The sequence below is a fragment of the Tenacibaculum sp. SG-28 genome (assembly GCF_002954385.1).
Taxonomy (GTDB): Bacteria; Bacteroidota; Bacteroidia; order Flavobacteriales; family Flavobacteriaceae; genus Polaribacter.
In genome coordinates, this window is the sequence record NZ_MQVY01000001.1 from 124,638 (window position 1) to 141,153 (window position 16,516).

At 35.1% G+C, this 16,516-nt stretch carries 16 protein-coding genes and 5 pseudogenes; 2 read left to right on the plus strand and 19 right to left on the minus strand.

The features are described 5' to 3' along the window. Positions 1–19: 19 nt before the first annotated feature. The 12 genes and pseudogenes from BSU00_RS13790 to BSU00_RS00590 form a co-directional block, all read right to left on the minus strand. Positions 20–496, minus strand: a complete 477-nt coding sequence (locus BSU00_RS13790) for a hypothetical protein (RefSeq protein WP_369820229.1) — start codon at positions 494–496, stop codon at positions 20–22. Then, positions 466–1,244: pseudogene (locus BSU00_RS13795) on the minus strand (3-phosphoshikimate 1-carboxyvinyltransferase). Before BSU00_RS13795 ends, BSU00_RS13790 begins: the two are co-directional and overlap by 31 nt. Before the next feature lie 3 nt (positions 1,245–1,247). After that, on the minus strand, positions 1,248–1,496 hold the full coding sequence (locus tag BSU00_RS00545) for a hypothetical protein (protein WP_105002665.1): 249 nt from the start codon (positions 1,494–1,496) through the stop codon (positions 1,248–1,250). After that, positions 1,497–1,823, minus strand: coding sequence for a nucleotide pyrophosphohydrolase (locus BSU00_RS00550; protein ID WP_105002666.1), 327 nt, complete (start codon positions 1,821–1,823; stop codon positions 1,497–1,499). 56 nt (positions 1,824–1,879) lie between these two features. After that, the gene (locus BSU00_RS00555) at positions 1,880–2,257 is read right to left on the minus strand and encodes a VOC family protein (RefSeq protein ID WP_105002667.1); all 378 of its coding nucleotides are present in this window, start codon (positions 2,255–2,257) and stop codon (positions 1,880–1,882) included. After that, positions 2,226–3,458, minus strand: coding sequence for an MFS transporter (locus BSU00_RS00560; RefSeq protein WP_105002668.1), 1,233 nt, complete (start codon positions 3,456–3,458; stop codon positions 2,226–2,228). Before BSU00_RS00560 ends, BSU00_RS00555 begins: the two co-directional genes overlap by 32 nt. A 305-nt stretch (positions 3,459–3,763) precedes the next feature. Next, entirely contained in the window at positions 3,764–4,513 is a 750-nt protein-coding gene (locus BSU00_RS00565) for a cyclase family protein (RefSeq protein WP_105002669.1), read from the minus strand. A 13-nt stretch (positions 4,514–4,526) separates the two neighbouring features. Continuing rightward, a complete protein-coding gene (hemW, locus tag BSU00_RS00570; protein ID WP_105002670.1) occupies positions 4,527–5,675 on the minus strand; it encodes a radical SAM family heme chaperone HemW in 1,149 nt (382 codons plus the stop codon). Between the two features lie 68 nt (positions 5,676–5,743). Continuing rightward, positions 5,744–6,294: pseudogene (gene ruvC, locus BSU00_RS00575) on the minus strand (crossover junction endodeoxyribonuclease RuvC). A 77-nt stretch (positions 6,295–6,371) separates the two neighbouring features. Continuing rightward, positions 6,372–7,993: pseudogene (gene ade / locus BSU00_RS00580) on the minus strand (adenine deaminase). Positions 7,994–8,106: 113 nt separating this feature from the next. Beyond that, positions 8,107–9,716: pseudogene (gene pckA, locus BSU00_RS00585) on the minus strand (phosphoenolpyruvate carboxykinase (ATP)). Positions 9,717–9,793: 77 nt separating this feature from the next. Continuing rightward, the gene (locus BSU00_RS00590; RefSeq protein WP_105002671.1) at positions 9,794–10,183 is read right to left on the minus strand and encodes a DUF423 domain-containing protein; all 390 of its coding nucleotides are present in this window, start codon (positions 10,181–10,183) and stop codon (positions 9,794–9,796) included. Positions 10,184–10,264: 81 nt separating this feature from the next. Here BSU00_RS00590 and BSU00_RS00595 point away from each other — a divergent pair. Further along, positions 10,265–11,634 (plus strand): annotated as a pseudogene (locus tag BSU00_RS00595) (saccharopine dehydrogenase family protein). Position 11,635: 1 nt separating this feature from the next. Here the strand turns inward: BSU00_RS00595 and BSU00_RS00600 are convergent. The 5 genes from BSU00_RS00600 to BSU00_RS00615 are packed head-to-tail and all read right to left on the minus strand — an operon-like array spanning position 11,636 to position 14,066. Next, positions 11,636–12,304, minus strand: coding sequence for a tRNA1(Val) (adenine(37)-N6)-methyltransferase (locus BSU00_RS00600; RefSeq protein WP_233188527.1), 669 nt, complete (start codon positions 12,302–12,304; stop codon positions 11,636–11,638). Positions 12,305–12,355: 51 nt separating this feature from the next. Next, entirely contained in the window at positions 12,356–12,487 is a 132-nt protein-coding gene (locus BSU00_RS13615) for a hypothetical protein (RefSeq protein ID WP_255402248.1), read from the minus strand. 11 nt (positions 12,488–12,498) lie between these two features. Further along, complete coding sequence (mnmD, locus tag BSU00_RS00605; protein WP_105002673.1) at positions 12,499–13,149, minus strand: tRNA (5-methylaminomethyl-2-thiouridine)(34)-methyltransferase MnmD; 651 nt, start codon at positions 13,147–13,149, stop codon at positions 12,499–12,501. A 1-nt stretch (position 13,150) separates the two neighbouring features. Then, the gene (locus tag BSU00_RS00610; RefSeq protein WP_105002674.1) at positions 13,151–13,564 is read right to left on the minus strand and encodes a hypothetical protein; all 414 of its coding nucleotides are present in this window, start codon (positions 13,562–13,564) and stop codon (positions 13,151–13,153) included. Next, a complete protein-coding gene (locus tag BSU00_RS00615) occupies positions 13,557–14,066 on the minus strand; it encodes a DUF4920 domain-containing protein (protein ID WP_105002675.1) in 510 nt (169 codons plus the stop codon). The genes BSU00_RS00610 and BSU00_RS00615 overlap by 8 nt, the downstream gene beginning before the upstream one ends. A 116-nt stretch (positions 14,067–14,182) precedes the next feature. Here BSU00_RS00615 and BSU00_RS00620 point away from each other — a divergent pair, with 116 nt between their 5' ends. Then, positions 14,183–15,232 (plus strand): branched-chain amino acid aminotransferase, encoded by a 1,050-nt coding sequence (locus BSU00_RS00620; RefSeq protein ID WP_105002676.1) that lies wholly within the window; start codon positions 14,183–14,185, stop codon positions 15,230–15,232. 81 nt (positions 15,233–15,313) lie between these two features. Here BSU00_RS00620 and BSU00_RS00625 read toward each other — a convergent pair whose 3' ends face one another. Together BSU00_RS00625 and BSU00_RS00630 are read right to left on the minus strand one after the other, a co-directional pair. Next, positions 15,314–15,700 carry a nucleoside triphosphate pyrophosphohydrolase family protein gene (locus BSU00_RS00625; RefSeq protein ID WP_105002677.1) on the minus strand — a complete coding sequence of 129 codons (387 nt, stop codon included), beginning with the start codon at positions 15,698–15,700 and terminating at the stop codon, positions 15,314–15,316. 13 nt (positions 15,701–15,713) lie between these two features. Further along, positions 15,714–16,400 (minus strand): HAD family hydrolase, encoded by a 687-nt coding sequence (locus tag BSU00_RS00630; RefSeq protein ID WP_105002678.1) that lies wholly within the window; start codon positions 16,398–16,400, stop codon positions 15,714–15,716. Between the last annotated feature and the right edge of the window lie 116 nt (positions 16,401–16,516).

The following is a 16,516-nucleotide window of genomic DNA, read 5'->3' on the forward strand; positions in this document are numbered from 1 at the left end:
AAGAGATTGGGGTAATATTTTATATCTCTGTTACCTGAAAACCAATTTTTTTTAGGTCCTTCCAAAAATTTCTGTACGATTTCGTTACTACGTTTGCATCTTCAATTCTGATGCTGGTTTTTAGCGCAAGAGGGGCAAAAGCCATTGCCATTCTATGGTCGTTATAGGTGGCGATAGCAACCTCTTTATTCATCTTGTTTTGGGATTCTAAATGCAAGCTTTTGTCGGTAACCGATATAGTTGCTCCTAGTTTAGTTAATTCTTCTCGGAGGGCCTCTAAGCGATCTGTTTCCTTAATTTTTAAAGTGTGCAAGCCAGTCAAATCACAAGCGATACCTAAACCAAAGCAAGTAACTGCAATGGTTTGTGCAATATCGGGAGCATTTTTTAGATCTCTGATTAATTTCTCTTTACTCGTTCCTGTGTTTTTTGTTATCGTAATATGGTTGCCCTCAAAAGTAGTTGTTACGCCGAAATGTTGGTAGATTTGTGCCAATACACTGTCTCCTTGTAAACTGCTTTTTTATAGGCAGATAATCTAACGGAACTGCCGATGTCACTGAGTGCAATAATGGAATAAAAATAAGAAGCAGAGCTCCAGTCCGATTCGACAACAATTGTAGTATCGACAATTTCTTTTTGTTTTTCTATGCGGATTATTTGCTGTTCAAAAGTAGCTTTGATACCCAGTTGATGAAGCAGCGATAAGGTCATTTCGATATACGGTACAGAAGTAATTGCTCCGACCAATTCAATTTCTAGTCCAGTTTCCAGTTTTGCTGCTATAAGCATAAGTGCTGAAATATACTGACTACTCACATTTCCATTGATTTTTACGGAGTTTTTTTGCAACTTTTTGCCATGAATCTCAAGCGGTGGGTACCCATTTTTTCTAAGTACTTTATTTCCGCTCCTAAGCTGCTAAGTGCATCGACTAAAATTGCAATAGGTCTATTGTGCATCCTCTCCGAACCTTGTAGTATTTTACAACCTTTTTCTTGGGAAGCAAAATAAGCAGTTAAAAAGCGCATCGCAGTTCCTGCATGACCAATATCTGCCACATTACTTTTTCCTGAAAGAGCTTCTTTAAGATGTAAAGAGTCATCGGAATCTGATAAGTTTTCTATAGTTAAATTTGGGTAGAGTTTTTGTAATATTAACAAACGGTTCGATTCACTTTTTGAACCAGATATAAGAATATCAGCAGAAATTTTTGTTAGGTTAGTGCTAAGTTTAATATTCATTACTTAAGGCATTTTTTTATTGGTAATCCATAATCCATAAAACAGACTGATAATTATTTTAGACGTCCAAAATTGCATCCATTTTCCGTCGGAGAACAAGGTGTTATTTACGGCTTCAAAATTACCTGCGAATACATCAGACCAATTGTTCATTAGAATACTTATTACTACTACAATACCTAAAAAAGGAACGGAAATTTTTAAGGTATTAATCCAGAATAGTGGTTGTCGAATTTTTTTTAGGAATTGCATTTATTTAAGTTTATCGTTGTTGTGGTGCCTATCGTGATCTCGCTTAGTTTTGAGGTCTAGTTTTTTGTCAAAAGCCTCTTGTAAGTTAACACCAGTTTGGTTTGCTAAACATAAAACTACGAAAACAACATCTGCCAGTTCTTCTCCTAGATCTTTATTTTTATCACTTTCTTTCTCACTTTGTTCTCCGTAGCGTCTGGCAATTATTCGAGCTACCTCACCAACCTCTTCTGTTAATTGAGCCATATTAGTAAGCTCATTGAAATAGCGAACACCATGGGTTTTAATCCAGTGATCAACTTGTTTTTGAGCGTCTTGTATATTCATTTGAATTCTTGTTTTTTAAAACTATTTGAACTGTCCAAAGATAAAGCATATTGTGATTAATTAATTCGCCAAGGCGGATTTTTTCTGTTCTTTCCTGCGGTGTATAGTATTAATTTATTGCCGTCAGGATCAAGTAATCTTGCCTCTCTCCAAAGCCAAGGTTGATCGGTTGGGAACATTGTAAATTGCATGCCTTTCTCTTGTAATGCGTCTACCAATGCATCTAAATTTTCATTTTCAAAATAGATACTTGTTTTGCTTTCTTCAGGAATATCCTTTACCGCATGAATAGAAAAAGTACTATCGCCTTCGGGCAAAGCGAAACGTGCATATTTTGGGCTTGCATCAACGATGAGTTGCAAGCCGAGGGTAGTGTAAAATACTATGGATTGTTTTACATTTTTAGACGGTACGGTAACTTGATTTAATCGCATTTTTCTCTGTTTTTAATTGAATAATTAGTAGTAAAAAGACAAACATTCCTAGTACAGCTAGTAGTGTCATGATATTCCATGTGATGCCATATCCATAGGTGTTTATCAATTGCATTCCTGAATTATGTCCGAATATATGTGCTATTGAAAACGCAATGCTGTAGTATGCCATATATTCTCCTTGTTTTCCCTTTTTTGCTCTGCTGATTACAAAAGCATTGGAAAAAGGAAAGGCAATCATTTCTCCGATAGTCATTAGCAACATTCCAACTATTACTATACCGATGTAACCGCCAATGTTCAATATTAAAAAACTCACCCCCGTTAATAGTATTCCAAAGAAAATTAATTTCACTGGAGATACTTTAGTGGTCTCCAACCATTTGATTAAAGGCATTTCTAGGAGGAAAATTAAGAATCCATTCATTCCCATGAGGAGTCCTATTTCAAACTCTGAAAGTGTACATATTTCTTTGTAATATAGAGGTATCGTTGAAAAATACTGCAAGAAAATAAAACCAAAAAGAAACATCCCTACAAAGAAGATCCAGAATGCCTTATCTGAAAAAATTGAAATTGGATCTTTTGTTTCTATGTCGTCTAAAACTTTTACTTTTTTAGGATGCAATACTTTCTTCAACAGAAGTGTAGCCAGTAAACAAGTTACTCCATCAATCCAAAATAGGCCGTCGTAGCCAATACTAGTTATTATGAGCCCACCAATTGCGGGTCCTGCAGAAAAACCAAGATTTATAGCCAAACGGATTAACGTTACTGATCGGGTTTTATTTTCTGGCTTACTGTAGGTATTTAAGGCCACAAACATTGCTGGTCTAAAGGTATCTGCGACCAGCATTACTAAGAATATTCCAATACAAAACCCCAGAACTGAATGTACAAATTGAAGGCCAATAAATAGTATTCCTGTTAGGAGTAAACTTGTATTCATTACTTTGTAGAATCCTATTTTGTCGGTTAATTTTCCACCCAACCAAGAGCCAATTACCGAACCAAGTCCAAAACAGGTCATGATCCACCCGACATTTTTGATAGTGAAGTTTAAATTTTCGATAAGATAAAGTGATAAAAATGGTATTACCATAGTTCCCGCTCTATTGATTAGAGTAATTAAGGCTAGCCACCATACCTCCTCAGAAAGTCCTTTGAAGGTATTTGTATAGTTTTGGTATAGTGTTTTCATTTCGTTTGTTGGTTAGTTTTCTAAAAATAAAAAGTCCGACAGTAACGTCGGACTTTTAAGAATTGTTATAATTTATTTTTTTATAGTTAAAATATATCAACAGCCCGGATGTGTTTCATTCTATATGAAAAACATCTGTACTGTTTGCTATATGTATTTAAAATCGTCATTGTATTTATTAGTGTATCAAAACTACTAAAAAAAACTTTTCATTTACAAAAATATTGTCAAAATATTCTGAAAATCAAAATGTGTCGTCTTTTAAGTGCTTCGATTTATATGTTCTTGTACTTCCCAGACAGGATTTATACTAGTATTTTATACAAAATCGGCTTACTTGGTGTCGCATCGTTTGCAAAAGGTGCTATCATAATATTAATCATGTAGTTGCCATCTTCTACAGTGTTGGGTACATAGATGAATTCGGTAATGGTTGCATCAAGTCTTATTTTTTCAGAAGTATTCCAAAATGCATGGTGTGCTAAAAGTTTCCCCTCATCCTTTTCTTTGTCTACGGAGGGTAAATCTATTAAAAGGTGTTTTACGTTAATTTCTTTAAGGTATTGTGCAGCCTCTTCTGTGAGGTATGGCGGATTGGTGTTTGAGTACCTTGCCGATGTTTTTTGTTCATTGTTTGGTAAAGTCCTGATAACAATGGCTTCTATGTTTTTATTTGTGATTTGTTCTTTCACCTGTTTCTTTGTGATTACCGCATCATCACCAACTTTTTTAGGAGTAACACTAATCAGTTCGGCAAGAAAAAAATAACGTTGTAAATGATTGTTAATAGAATAGAATTCCTCTGTAATATGACCCACGCACTCGGTATGGGTAATATGTGCATGTGGGTTAAAATTTATGGTATTAAAATTAACATCTGCCCCAGCAGAGACACTACCGATCCATTCGCCCAAGGAAACTGGTTTTATAGTTGGGTCATCAACGTACCATGCGTTAATATTTTGTTTCTTCGTATCGATAGGTATCGAGATATCTATTGGTTTAGCAAGATCAATAGTTATCTTAGTATTGTTGCAATCTATGGTAGTTATCATGGGGTAAAAATACCTAAATTATAAATAAATCACTAGCGATTCCGTCTGCTAAAAATTTTCCTTTTTCTGTAGTCTTTAGGCAGCTACTCTTAGCCTCCTCTTCCGATATATATTCCATCTGCAATAAGCCATTTTCAATATATTTTTTAGAATTAACTAAAAGTTCATTTTCTATTTTAGTGCCAAATTCCTTTTTTATTTTGTGAAGAGATACGCCCCATATCGTTCTTAAGCCCGTCATTAAATATTCGTTGAATTGGTCTTTTTTAGTCAATTTTTCTATTTCAAAAGGGAGTTGATTTTCTTGTATAGCTTTTATGTATTTTGGATTGCTGGCTAGATTCCAACTGCGGTGCGTTTTGTTGAAGGAATGTGCAGAAGGTCCTATACCAATATATCTCTTTCCTTGCCAATAACTAGTATTGTGTTTCGAGAAGAAACCAGGTTTACCAAAATTTGAAATTTCATAATGAACAAAACCATTCTTTTTTGTTTCCTCTACCAAAATATCAAAATGTGCCTTAGTCTCGTCTTCATTAGTGTTTGGATAGCTACCATTTTTAACAAAAGTTGCAAGTGCTGTTTTTGGTTCAACAGTTAAGGCATAGGAAGATATGTGGTTAATGTTAAGGTCAAAGGCGTATTGTAAATTCTCCTTCCATCTTTTTTTACTCATTTTTGGAATTCCATAGATCAAATCTATGGTGACGTTATCGAATAATTTCGTGGCTAATTTTAGAGATTCAAGAGCTTCCTTAGCGCTGTGTGCTCTGTTCATTACCTGTAAATCTTCGTCAAAAAAAGATTGCACTCCAATGCTTAGTCTATTAACTTTTGATGTGGCTAACTTTTGCAAAGTTTCCCTGGATAGATCGTCAGGGTTTGCCTCTAGAGTAATTTCAGCAGTATCCGTTACATGATAATATTTTTGTATTTTTTCTAGAATGGATTTTATTTCAGAAACGGAAAGTAGGCTAGGGGTTCCACCCCCAAAATAGATCGTTGTAACGCTTTCATCTTTTAACTCTGTGTTTCGCATGACAAGTTCTTTTTCAAGGCAGCTAATGAGAAGTTCCTTCTTCTTTAAGGAGGTAGAAAAATGAAAGTCACAATAGTGGCAAGCTTGCTTGCAAAAGGGGATGTGTAGATAGATTCCTGCCATTCGAGTTGTCTTTTTATTTTTTTACAATTCTATCATTTCGATTAAAAAATAAAAGAACCTTAATTGGTTTATTTTACTTTTTTTGGGTTTTGTTTTACAAAAGCAGCCCATCCCGAATAATTTTTACCGCCAATTTTACTTCCCGAATTATAGTAGTGACATACCGCTGCGGCCAGTCCATCTGTTGCATCTAGATTTTTCGGTAAGACTTTAAGATTTAACAAGGATTTAAGCATTAGTGCAACTTGCTCTTTACTTGCGTTTCCATTACCAGTAATGGCCATTTTTATTTTTTTGGCAAGTATTCTGTCACAGGAATTTGACGTGAAAGTCCCGCAGCCATCGCAACGCCTTGAGCTCTACCTAGTTTTAGCATCGACTGCACATTCTTTCCGAAAAACGGCGCTTCTAATGCGATTTCGTCGGGATGGTAGGTGTCAATCAATTCAATAGTCCTCTCAAAAATAAGCTTTAGCTTTATATAAGGGTCTTCGTATTTTTTAAGGAGTAGTTCATTCATTTGAATAAACTCCATTTTTTTACCAACTACCTTTATAATTCCAAAACCCATTATCGTAGTACCAGGATCTACCCCTAAAATTATTCGTTCTGTTTTCAAATGACTTGATTTGTTACTTACAAAATTACTCATTTATCTTGGGATACCTGAATGTTTAACAACGCGATTACATTTTATTATTTTATCTCTAAAGAAGTAAATTTAAATTTTTCACCATTGAATAATCCTTTGTCGGATAATTTTATCGATGGAATTACCAATAGTCCCATAAAAGATAAGGTCATAAACGGTGCACTTAACGTACTCCCCATTTTTTTAGCCAAAAGATCTAGCGCTGCATATTGTTTCCCTATTATCTCGGCAGGTTGATCGCTCATGATACCTGCAATTGGTAATGGGATAACATTTTCGGTCTTTTCGGTAACCGCGCAAATACCACCTTTTTTCTCTATTAGTAGGTTTACTGCTTTACAAAGCATAGCGTCGGATACCCCTACAGCAATTATATTATGTGAATCATGTCCTACAGAGCTCGCGATTGCTCCTTCTTTCAAATTGAAGTTTTTGATAAATCCTATTGCTGGCTCGCTATTGGCATACCGATTAACCACCGTGATTTTTAAAATATCTTCTTCCACATTAGAGATGAGGTTGCCGTTGTCTTGTAACGCGTTTACTTCTATTTCTTCTGTAATCAGAGCTCCATCTATTGCTGCAATAGCTCTAATTTTTTCTGAGGAAGAATGGTATTCAAATTCAGAAATATTTTTTTTGAGGTACAAAAGTTGTTCATGATTTCAAAAGGAACATCTGTAACTTTGGTTTTTCCATTTGCAGCGACTAATATCCCATCGATATAGGTTTGGATAACCTTAAAATCAGTTAGGTCTTCAACGATAACAAAATCTCCGGCATCTCCAACTTGTAACATGCCAACATCCAAGTTATAATGTGTAATCGGATTGATGCAAGCAACTTGCAATACTTTAAAAAGGTCAATTCCTTTTGCAACCGCTCTTGCACAGAGTTTATTGATATGTCCTTCTAATAAATCATCGGGATGTTTATCGTCTGAACAAAACATCATATTCTCATAATTAGTGCGAACTAAGTCAATTAAGGCTTCAAAGTTTTTAGCGGCACTTCCTTCACGAATGATTATCTTCATTCCTTTTTCGAGTTTTTCTTTTGCCTCTGCACTACTAAAACATTCGTGATCGGTATGTATTCCGGCTGCTATATATTTGGTTAGGTCGTTTCCTTTTAACCCAGGAGCATGTCCGTCCACTGGTTTTTGAAAATACTTTGCCCAACTTATTTTTTTTAGAATTTCTTCATCCTCGTGAATCACCCCAGGATAATTCATCATCTCTGCTAAATATTTAATATCTGGATTTGCCATTAGGCGTTTGATGCCTGCTGCATCAATAGTAGCTCCTGCATTTTCATAAGAAGTTGCAGGGACACAGGAGGGAGCACCAAAATTGAACTTTAAAGGTACTTTTTTTCCATTTTGTATCATAAACTCAATGCCGGGAATGCCAAGAACATTTGCTATTTCATGCGGGTCAGAAACCGTAGCAACAGTGCCATGGGTTACTGCAATTTTAGCAAATTCAGAAGGCACTAGCATGGAGCTTTCAATGTGAATATGTGCATCAATAAATCCCGGAATTATATAATGTTCCTTTTCGTGCATTGCTTCTTTAATAGCAGTGATTTTTCCATCTGTTATCTGAAGTTCTCCTTTGAATATTCTTCTATTGGGGATATCTACAATATTACCTTGTATGGTCATGATACTTTTTAAGCTAATGTAGGTATTATTGTGCTAATATTATCAACATATTTTTGGTTAGGGTTACACCAAGAGCTAAAAAAAGCATCCGAAAAGGATGCTTTTATTTGTGCTTATTTTTTGATAATAGGAGGTCCTCCTGCAAGAATTTCTTCGTTAGCGTACTCTTCAAACTTTTTAAAGTTTTCTCTAAAAGAATCGGCTAATTTGTGGGCAGTTTTGTAATATTCCTCATCGTTGTTCCATGCAATGCGTTGACTTAATAATTCGGTTGGAACTCCTGGGCATTGTCTTGGTTGTGCTAAACCAAAAACTGAATGGATATGATAGTCTCGTAGTTTATTTCTCCAAGTTTACCACTTAATGCAGCATTAATCATCGCACGAGTATATTTTAATTTCATACGGTCTCCAACGCCGTAAGGTCCAGCAAACCAACCTGTATTAATTAACCAAACGCTAACACCGGTTTCCTTCATTTTTTCACTCAACATTTCTGCGTATTTTGTTGGGTGTAAAGGCATAAAAGGTGCACCGAAACAAGCGGAAAAACTAGGTACAGGTTCTGTTACTCCTGCTTCAGTTCCTGCTACTTTTGCAGTGTATCCTGAAATAAAGTGATACGCAGCCTGACCAGGTGTTAATTTAGATATTGGAGGTAACACTCCAAAGGCATCGGCGGTTAGGAAAAATATATTTTTAGGGTTATTTCCTGTTGATGGAGTTCTTATGTTTTCAATGTGGTGAATTGGATAACTTACACGAGTATTTTGTGTAATTGATGTATCGGCAAAGTCTACTTTACCATTCTCATCCATCACAATATTTTCGAGAATAGCCCCTCGTTTAATGGCTGCAAAAATTTCAGGTTCTTTTTCTTGCGATAGATCTATAACTTTTGCATAACAACCTCCTTCAAAATTAAATACCGAGTTTTCAGCAGTCCATCCATGTTCGTCATCGCCAATTAAGCTTCTATTTGGATCTGTTGAAAGTGTAGTTTTTCCTGTTCCTGACAAGCCAAAAAATATGGCAGTATCTCCTTCTTTACCTACATTAGCAGAACAGTGCATAGGTAACGTGTTTTTGAATACTGGCAAAATAAAGTTAAGTGCAGAGAAAATTCCTTTTTTAATTTCTCCTGTATATCCAGTTCCTCCAATTAAGGCGATTTTTCTTTTAAAATTTAAGATTGCAAAGTTGTGTTGGCGAGTTCCATCTTCTTTAGGATCTGCCATAAACCCTGGCGCATTAACAACGGTCCATTCCGGATTAAAATCTTTTAGTTCTTCTTTTGTTGGTCGTAAGAACATGTTGTAGGCAAACATGTTGCTCCAAGGATATTCATTAACCACTCGAATGTTTAACTTGTAATTCTCATCTGCGCATGCGTAGCTGTCTCGAACAAATACTTCTTTACTAGACAGATAATTGGTTACTTTGTCGTATAACTTATCGAATTTAGTACTATCAAAAGGAATATTGATATCGCCCCACCAAATTTTATCTTCGGTGATGTCATCTTTTACAATAAAGCGATCCCTTGGTGATCTTCCCGTGAACTCACCAGTTTTAACTGCTATTGCACCAAAACTTGTATCTTCCCCTTGTCCTTTTTCAATTGAAATATCATGTAACTCGTCTGAACTCAATTGATAACGCACGATAGCGTTCTTAATTCCTAAGTTTTCTATCGAAATCGTTTTCGTATCAAGATTTGTCATCTTAAAATATTTTAGTTGTGTTTTATTTTTTACAAAAATAGTTCTTTTTGTGAAAACTTATAACTCCCTTGCGATTTTTATTGCACATTCTTTTTTTTCTTCTTTTGAATTAGAAATACTGCAGTCACAGCCCAGCCTAATAGTAAAAGTAATCCTCCAAACGGGGTAATAAACCATATACTTTTCGCTGGAATATTTCCTAATTGAATCGCAAAAATGGATCCGGAAAAGCATATAATTCCTAGAAAAACTATTCCTGTAATCCAGTTTTTTTGTGCTTTCGATAGCTCTAAAGATGCATTCACAATTAATAAGAACAATACATGAAACATTTGATATCGAATTGCTGTTTCAAAGCTTTTCAAACCATCTACTGTCAAAACCTCTTGTAAACTATGTGCTCCAAATGCACCAAGTAGTATCGTTAACCCACCTAAGATACAGGTTATTGTTAAATTTTTATACATATTTAAAGTTTTTGTTTAAAATTAAACTTTTTTAGCGATATTGCAATTCCAAAATAAACGACACAAAAGTACATTATATCCATGAGAAATATATTGATAATTGGTGCTGGAAGATCTAGTTCTTCCTTAATATCTTATTTGCTAGAGAAATCCCAGGAAGAGAATTTACATATAACCATTGGTGATCTGGATACCACCCACGCATCCGCACTTATAAACGGTCATAAAAATGCCTCTACAATCCTACTAGATGTTTTTAATGAAAAAGAGCGAATGGAAGCAGTTCAAAATGCAGATGTAGTAATATCGATGTTACCAGCGAGATTCCACGTAGAGGTAGCCAAAGATTGTGTTACCTATAAGAAGCACATGGTTACTGCCTCTTATATTTCTGATGAAATGCATGCCTTAGATAAAGAAGTTCGTGAGAAAGGCCTGATTTTTATGAATGAAATTGGTTTAGATCCAGGAATCGATCATATGAGTGCTATGCAAGTAATTGATAGAATCAAAGAAGACAATGGTAAAATGGTGTTATTTGAGTCTTTTTGTGGAGGTTTAGTAGCACCTGAGAGTGATACCAATTTATGGAACTATAAATTTACATGGAATCCAAGAAATGTGGTTTTGGCAGGGCAGGGAGGTGCATCTATGTTTCTGCAAGAAGGTACTTACAAATACATTCCATATCATAAACTTTTTCGAAGGACCGAGTTTCTCACCATAAACGGAAGTGGAAGATTTGAAGCATATGCCAATAGAGATTCTTTAAAATATCGCAGCATTTATGGTTTGCAAGATATTAAAACCATGTATCGTGGAACGGTTCGTAAAGTTGGTTTTTCTAGAGCATGGAATGTTTTCGTTCAGTTAGGAATGACAGATGATTCGTATACCATTCAAAACTCGGAAACCATGAGTTATCGCGATTTTACCAATTTATTTTTAGCCTACTCTCCAACAGACTCTGTAGAGCTTAAATTCAGGTCGTATTTAAAAATAGATCAAGACGATTTGATGTGGGATAAGTTTTTAGAGTTGGATATTTTAGTGCCACTAAAAAAGTGAACATAAAAAATGGAACACCTGCGCAAATTCTACAAAAAATATTGATGGATTCTTGGAGTTTGGGGCCTAATGATATTGATATGATTGTAATGCATCATATTTTTGGGTATGAAAAAGATGGTGTTACAAAGCAATTAGAGAGTAGTATGGTTATAGAAGGCGACGACGATATTTATACGGCAATGGCCAAAACGGTTGGTTTACCTGTTGCTATGGCAGCTGTGAAAATTTTAAACGGAGAGATTAAAACTCCCGGAGTACAATTGCCAATTAACAAAGAGGTGTATGAACCAATTCTTTCTGAATTACAATCATTCGGTATCCATTTTAAAGAAAAGGAAGTACCGTATTTAGGTTACAACCCCGATTCCATAAAAGGATAAACTACAACTTTAAATAAAAATCTTTAACAAGATTACGATAGGCATCTGTATATTGATGTCTATCTTTTTCTAGTGTTAATTCTTCCGATTTCACGATAGTTTCTCGAAAGGATAATTCTAACAAACTTCTTTTTATTTCGGTTTTATCGTTTCCTTTAACTCGACACCTCCTGGTGACGTGTAAATGGTACTTTTTAGCAATATTGGTAAAATACGCTTCTTCCTTGAAAGGAATAATAACGGCAAAGTTTCCGTCTTTAGCTAGCATTTTAGCCACAGAAGCAAGTAACTCTTCAAAGCTTAAATGCACTGTAAATCGCGCTTTATTTCTTGCCGAATCGTTAGACGGATAGGTATCCGAGTAGAAAGGAGGGTTAGAAATAATTAAATCATAGGTTTCTCCTTCCTCTACTATTTCAGCAGTAAATTCTTTACAAGATGCATGGTATCCATAGAGGCGATCTCCCCAGTCTGATAATTCAAAATTTTGAACAGTTTGCTCAAAAGCATCTTCATCAATTTCTATGGCATCGATAATACTAGCACTGCTCCTTTGTGCCATCATAAGCGCAAGTATTCCGGTTCCAGAACCAATATCCAAGATGGTGTCGGGGATGTTTTCTAAAGAACACCAAGCTCCTAATAAAACCCCATCTGTACCGATTTTCATCGCGCACTTGTCTTGATGAATTGTGAATTCTTTAAATTTAAATGGTTCCATTTATAAAAAAGTACCGATTATTTTTTCTGCGTTGTACCATAGTAAAATAACTACCATTAAAAGTAGTACTAAAAATAGACCTCGTTTAGGGTTTGTCTTTCTGTTTTGACCAAACTTTCTTTGAAACTTCATGTTTTATCGTGTTATTTTGTAGCTCTTAACATTTCTCTTTTTCCTGGAGGACCAGGTAATCTCTCTACGGAAAACCCAACTGCTATCATGGCTCGCCTTATAGTTCCTTTTGCGGCATAAGTGACTAGGATACCATTTTCTCGAAGCGAATTGTACATAATTGTAAATATCTTTTCTGTCCATAATTCGGGCTGCACTCTTGCCCCGAAGGCATCAAAATAAATCAAGTCATAGGTGTTTACGTCTGTAATTTCCTGAAAAAACTTCTTTTGTTTTGTCAGAGAAAACTGCTTTGAAATTTGCTGTTTTACATCCCAAGGACATGCATGAATAACTTGAAAGTAGTTGGCTTTATTTTTACCGTTTAAGTTATCGGTATAATTGAGTTTTTTAAGTTCCTCCAAAGCGACAGGATAGGCCTCTACACCGATATAGTGGATGGTTTTGTTTGATTCTAGAAGTGTAATTAAACAATTTAACCCTGTACCAAATCCTATTTCTAAAATAGCGATATTCTCTTTAGAAATCTGTTCTAAACCATTTCTGATAAATACGTGGTACGCCTCTTGTATTGCTCCATGTTTGGAGTGATACTGTTCGTTCCATTCCGGAATGTGAATGGTATTTGAGCCATCTGCAGTTGTAATTATCTCTCTTTTCAAATTAATTAATCCAAAGTTTTTTAATTTTTGGTATTGGTCCTCTACAAAAAATCTCGTGACATTGCACACAACTATTAACCGCCGTATTGAAATTTTCCTTCCTTTGTGATTTCTCTCCTGTATACGTTTTTACCATATACTGCACGTAGGTGTCGGATAACTTCCTGAAATCACTACTCTTAAAAGTGGCATTCGTTAAAGTTGCACTGTGTATGTTTTTGATATAATCCGGAAACGGACCGATATCTTTTTGATGCATAACATTTTCTTTGGTTTCTTGCATTTTTGCAAACATTTGTTGCATCAGTACTGCCATTTCAGAGGGTTCGGCATAAACAAACTCTTTGGTATTCTTATTTTCAGAGGCACAAGCACACAAAAAGCTTCCTAAAAAAACTAAAAGATACCTAGTCATTATTTTTTAACAATACACCATCTGCTAAAAACGCATAGGTATATTTTGGTTCTGTTATTGCGTTTATCTCCTCGTCTGATTTTCCTGCATCTTTAGCGTAGTGTTGTAATTCCTCCACAGGAGTAATAGTTACATATGCTTTTCCGTTAACAATTACCTTTTCATCTTCACAATTTAAAGGCATGAAAAAGCCGTAATCTTTAAAACGAACCATGGTTTCTTTACCATCACCAAGTTCTAACTTCATCCAGCATCCTTTTTTCTTACAAACACTATTAACAGTGCTGGTGAATTTTACGTTTAAAGTATCTCCTGCATTCATGTTTTCGAATTTATTTCGCATAACATCAGCAGATAAAACATTTTTCTCATTTACCTTTTTACCAAAGGAAGTATATGCGATGGTACTGGATTCTTTAGTAGCTTTGTCATTCTCCTTCTTTAAATTACAGCTTGCACAAAATATGCTTAAAATTAGTGTTATTATTGTTATTCTTTTCATCTTCAGTTTGTTGAGTAAATTATTTTTAACAAAGATAACCATATTTGTTGGATTCGTGTAGTAAGCACGTTTAATCCTACATGTTTTTGTAACTTTGCCAGCATAAAAAAAATATTATGGATATTAAAATTCAGTCGGTTGAAGTTTCTAAAATTGCTGATGTAGACTTTAACGATTTATCTTTTGGTCATGTGTTTACAGATCACATGCTCGTTTGCGATTATGAAAACGGAGAATGGAATGTGCCCGAAATTGTACCTTATGCGCCAATTACCCTAGAACCGTCGGCAAGGGTGTTTCATTATGGTCAGGCTGTTTTTGAAGGAATGAAAGCATATAAAGATGATGCAGATGGGATTTTCTTATTTCGACCCGACCAAAGTATAAAAAGACTTAACATTTCTGCTGAAAGGCTTGCTATTCCTGCCGTTCCAGAAGCTATCTTTTACAATGGGTTGAAAAAATTACTACATCTCGATACCGAATGGATCAAAAAAGGGTTTGGAAACTCTTTATACATTCGTCCTTTTATAATAGCTACCGAAGGAGCTATCGCTGCTTCCCCAGCTGAAAAATACCGATTCATGGTTATCTGTTCTCCGGCGCAATCTTATTATGCAGGTGATGTTCGAGTTTTAATAGCAGAAAAATACAGTAGATCTGCAAATGGTGGTGTTGGTTATGCCAAAGCAGCAGGTAATTATGCTGCACAATTTTACCCTACAAGTCTAGCGAATAAAGAAGGATACCAACAGATCATCTGGACGGATGCTGATACACATGAATACATGGAAGAGGCTGGAACCATGAATGTATTTTTTAGAATAGGAGACACCTTAATTACTGCTCCAACTAGCGATAGAATTTTGGATGGCATTACAAGGAAATCTATTATTCAATTAGCAAAAGATAATGGAATTTCTATTGAAGTACGAAATATCAAGGTACAAGAAATAAAAACTGCTGCAGCAAAAGGAGAACTCAAAGAAATTTTTGGTTCTGGTACTGCCGCTGTTATCAATCCTATTAAAGGGTTTAAGCACCAGGATACTGTGGTAGAATTGCCAAATATGGAAGATACTTACGCTGCATTTTTCAAAGAAAAGCTTTTAAATATTCAGTATAACAAAGAAGAAGATAAGCATCAATGGAGGGTGCAAATTTAGAGCATTAAACCCCTCTTAAAATATAATTTCAAAAGGCATCGAAATCGAAAACAACTCAAATTCGATGCCTTTTTATAGCTATTATTCCAGAACTATTTTTTCTAAATTAGGTTTAAAGTAATTCGGTCCTTTTAGAACTTTTCCATCTTCTCGGTAAATAGGCTTCCCATCTTCCCCTAATTTACTCATGTTACTGCGTTGAATTTCGTTAAAAACTGCTTCAATTTTATCTTGCATTCCATGCTCTATAATAGTACCGCATAAAATGTACAGCATATCACCTAAGGCATCTGCAACCTCTACTAGGTCATTGTTCCTTGCTGCCTCAATATATTCCTCGTTTTCTTCTTTCATTAAATTGAAACGAAGCAGGTTTCGGTCTTCTCCAATATTTGCAGTCGGTTTGTCTTTTATTCCTAACCCAAATGCTTTATGAAATTCATGAACGGCACTAATCTTTTTTTTCATTTTGGTTCTTATTTTAATGTTGTATTCCTAATTTTTTTTCTGTTTCTTTTAGCTGAAAGCTATTCCAATCTTTTATGTGGTGTTTAACTCCCATAAGGTTAAAATCCTTTTTGTTTTTATCATTAACTCCAACAAAATGAAGGTTTAGATTTGTTGCGGTAGTTAGATCCCATAATCCATCTCCGAAGGAAATAATTTCCTCAAATGCTGAGATTCCGAAGTATTTTTCCGCTTTTTTAATTGCAGAGGTAACGATCTCTTCTCTTGAAAACATGCCATTGGAGGTCGCTATTAGTTCGGGTATTACAGGTAGCTTTGCTTGTTGTAATTTTAGTATTGCCGGACGCATTAAAGATCCAGTGGCAAAACAGATACCGTAGTCGCTATGGTGAAGTAACTGATTTATTATATTCAGCGCTCCTTTAATTGCATTGCTGTCTTTGTGGGTTGCAAATCTTTCTGTCATTACTTTCTCAAATTCAGGAATAAAAGAAAGGGTAAAGTCTCTTTTAAAGGTTTTTTCGTAATTTACTTTAAAAATATAACTGTCTGAAGCATTTTTGTAGTTTTTCCAGTTGGTATCTATATTTTCAATTCCAAAGTGTTTCAAGGCAAATAATAACGCATCCTCGTGTTTATGCTGACTATCTGTTAACGTATCGTCGATATCCAAAACAGCTAACTTACTTTTTTGTATCATGGTATTGGTTTGGCTTTAAAGCTATTTAAATTAAACGAATTACAGGGTTTTAGTATTGCAGAGCACTTGCGTTATAGAAAAACATTATCCAAATAAATTTCAGAACAATAAATCAT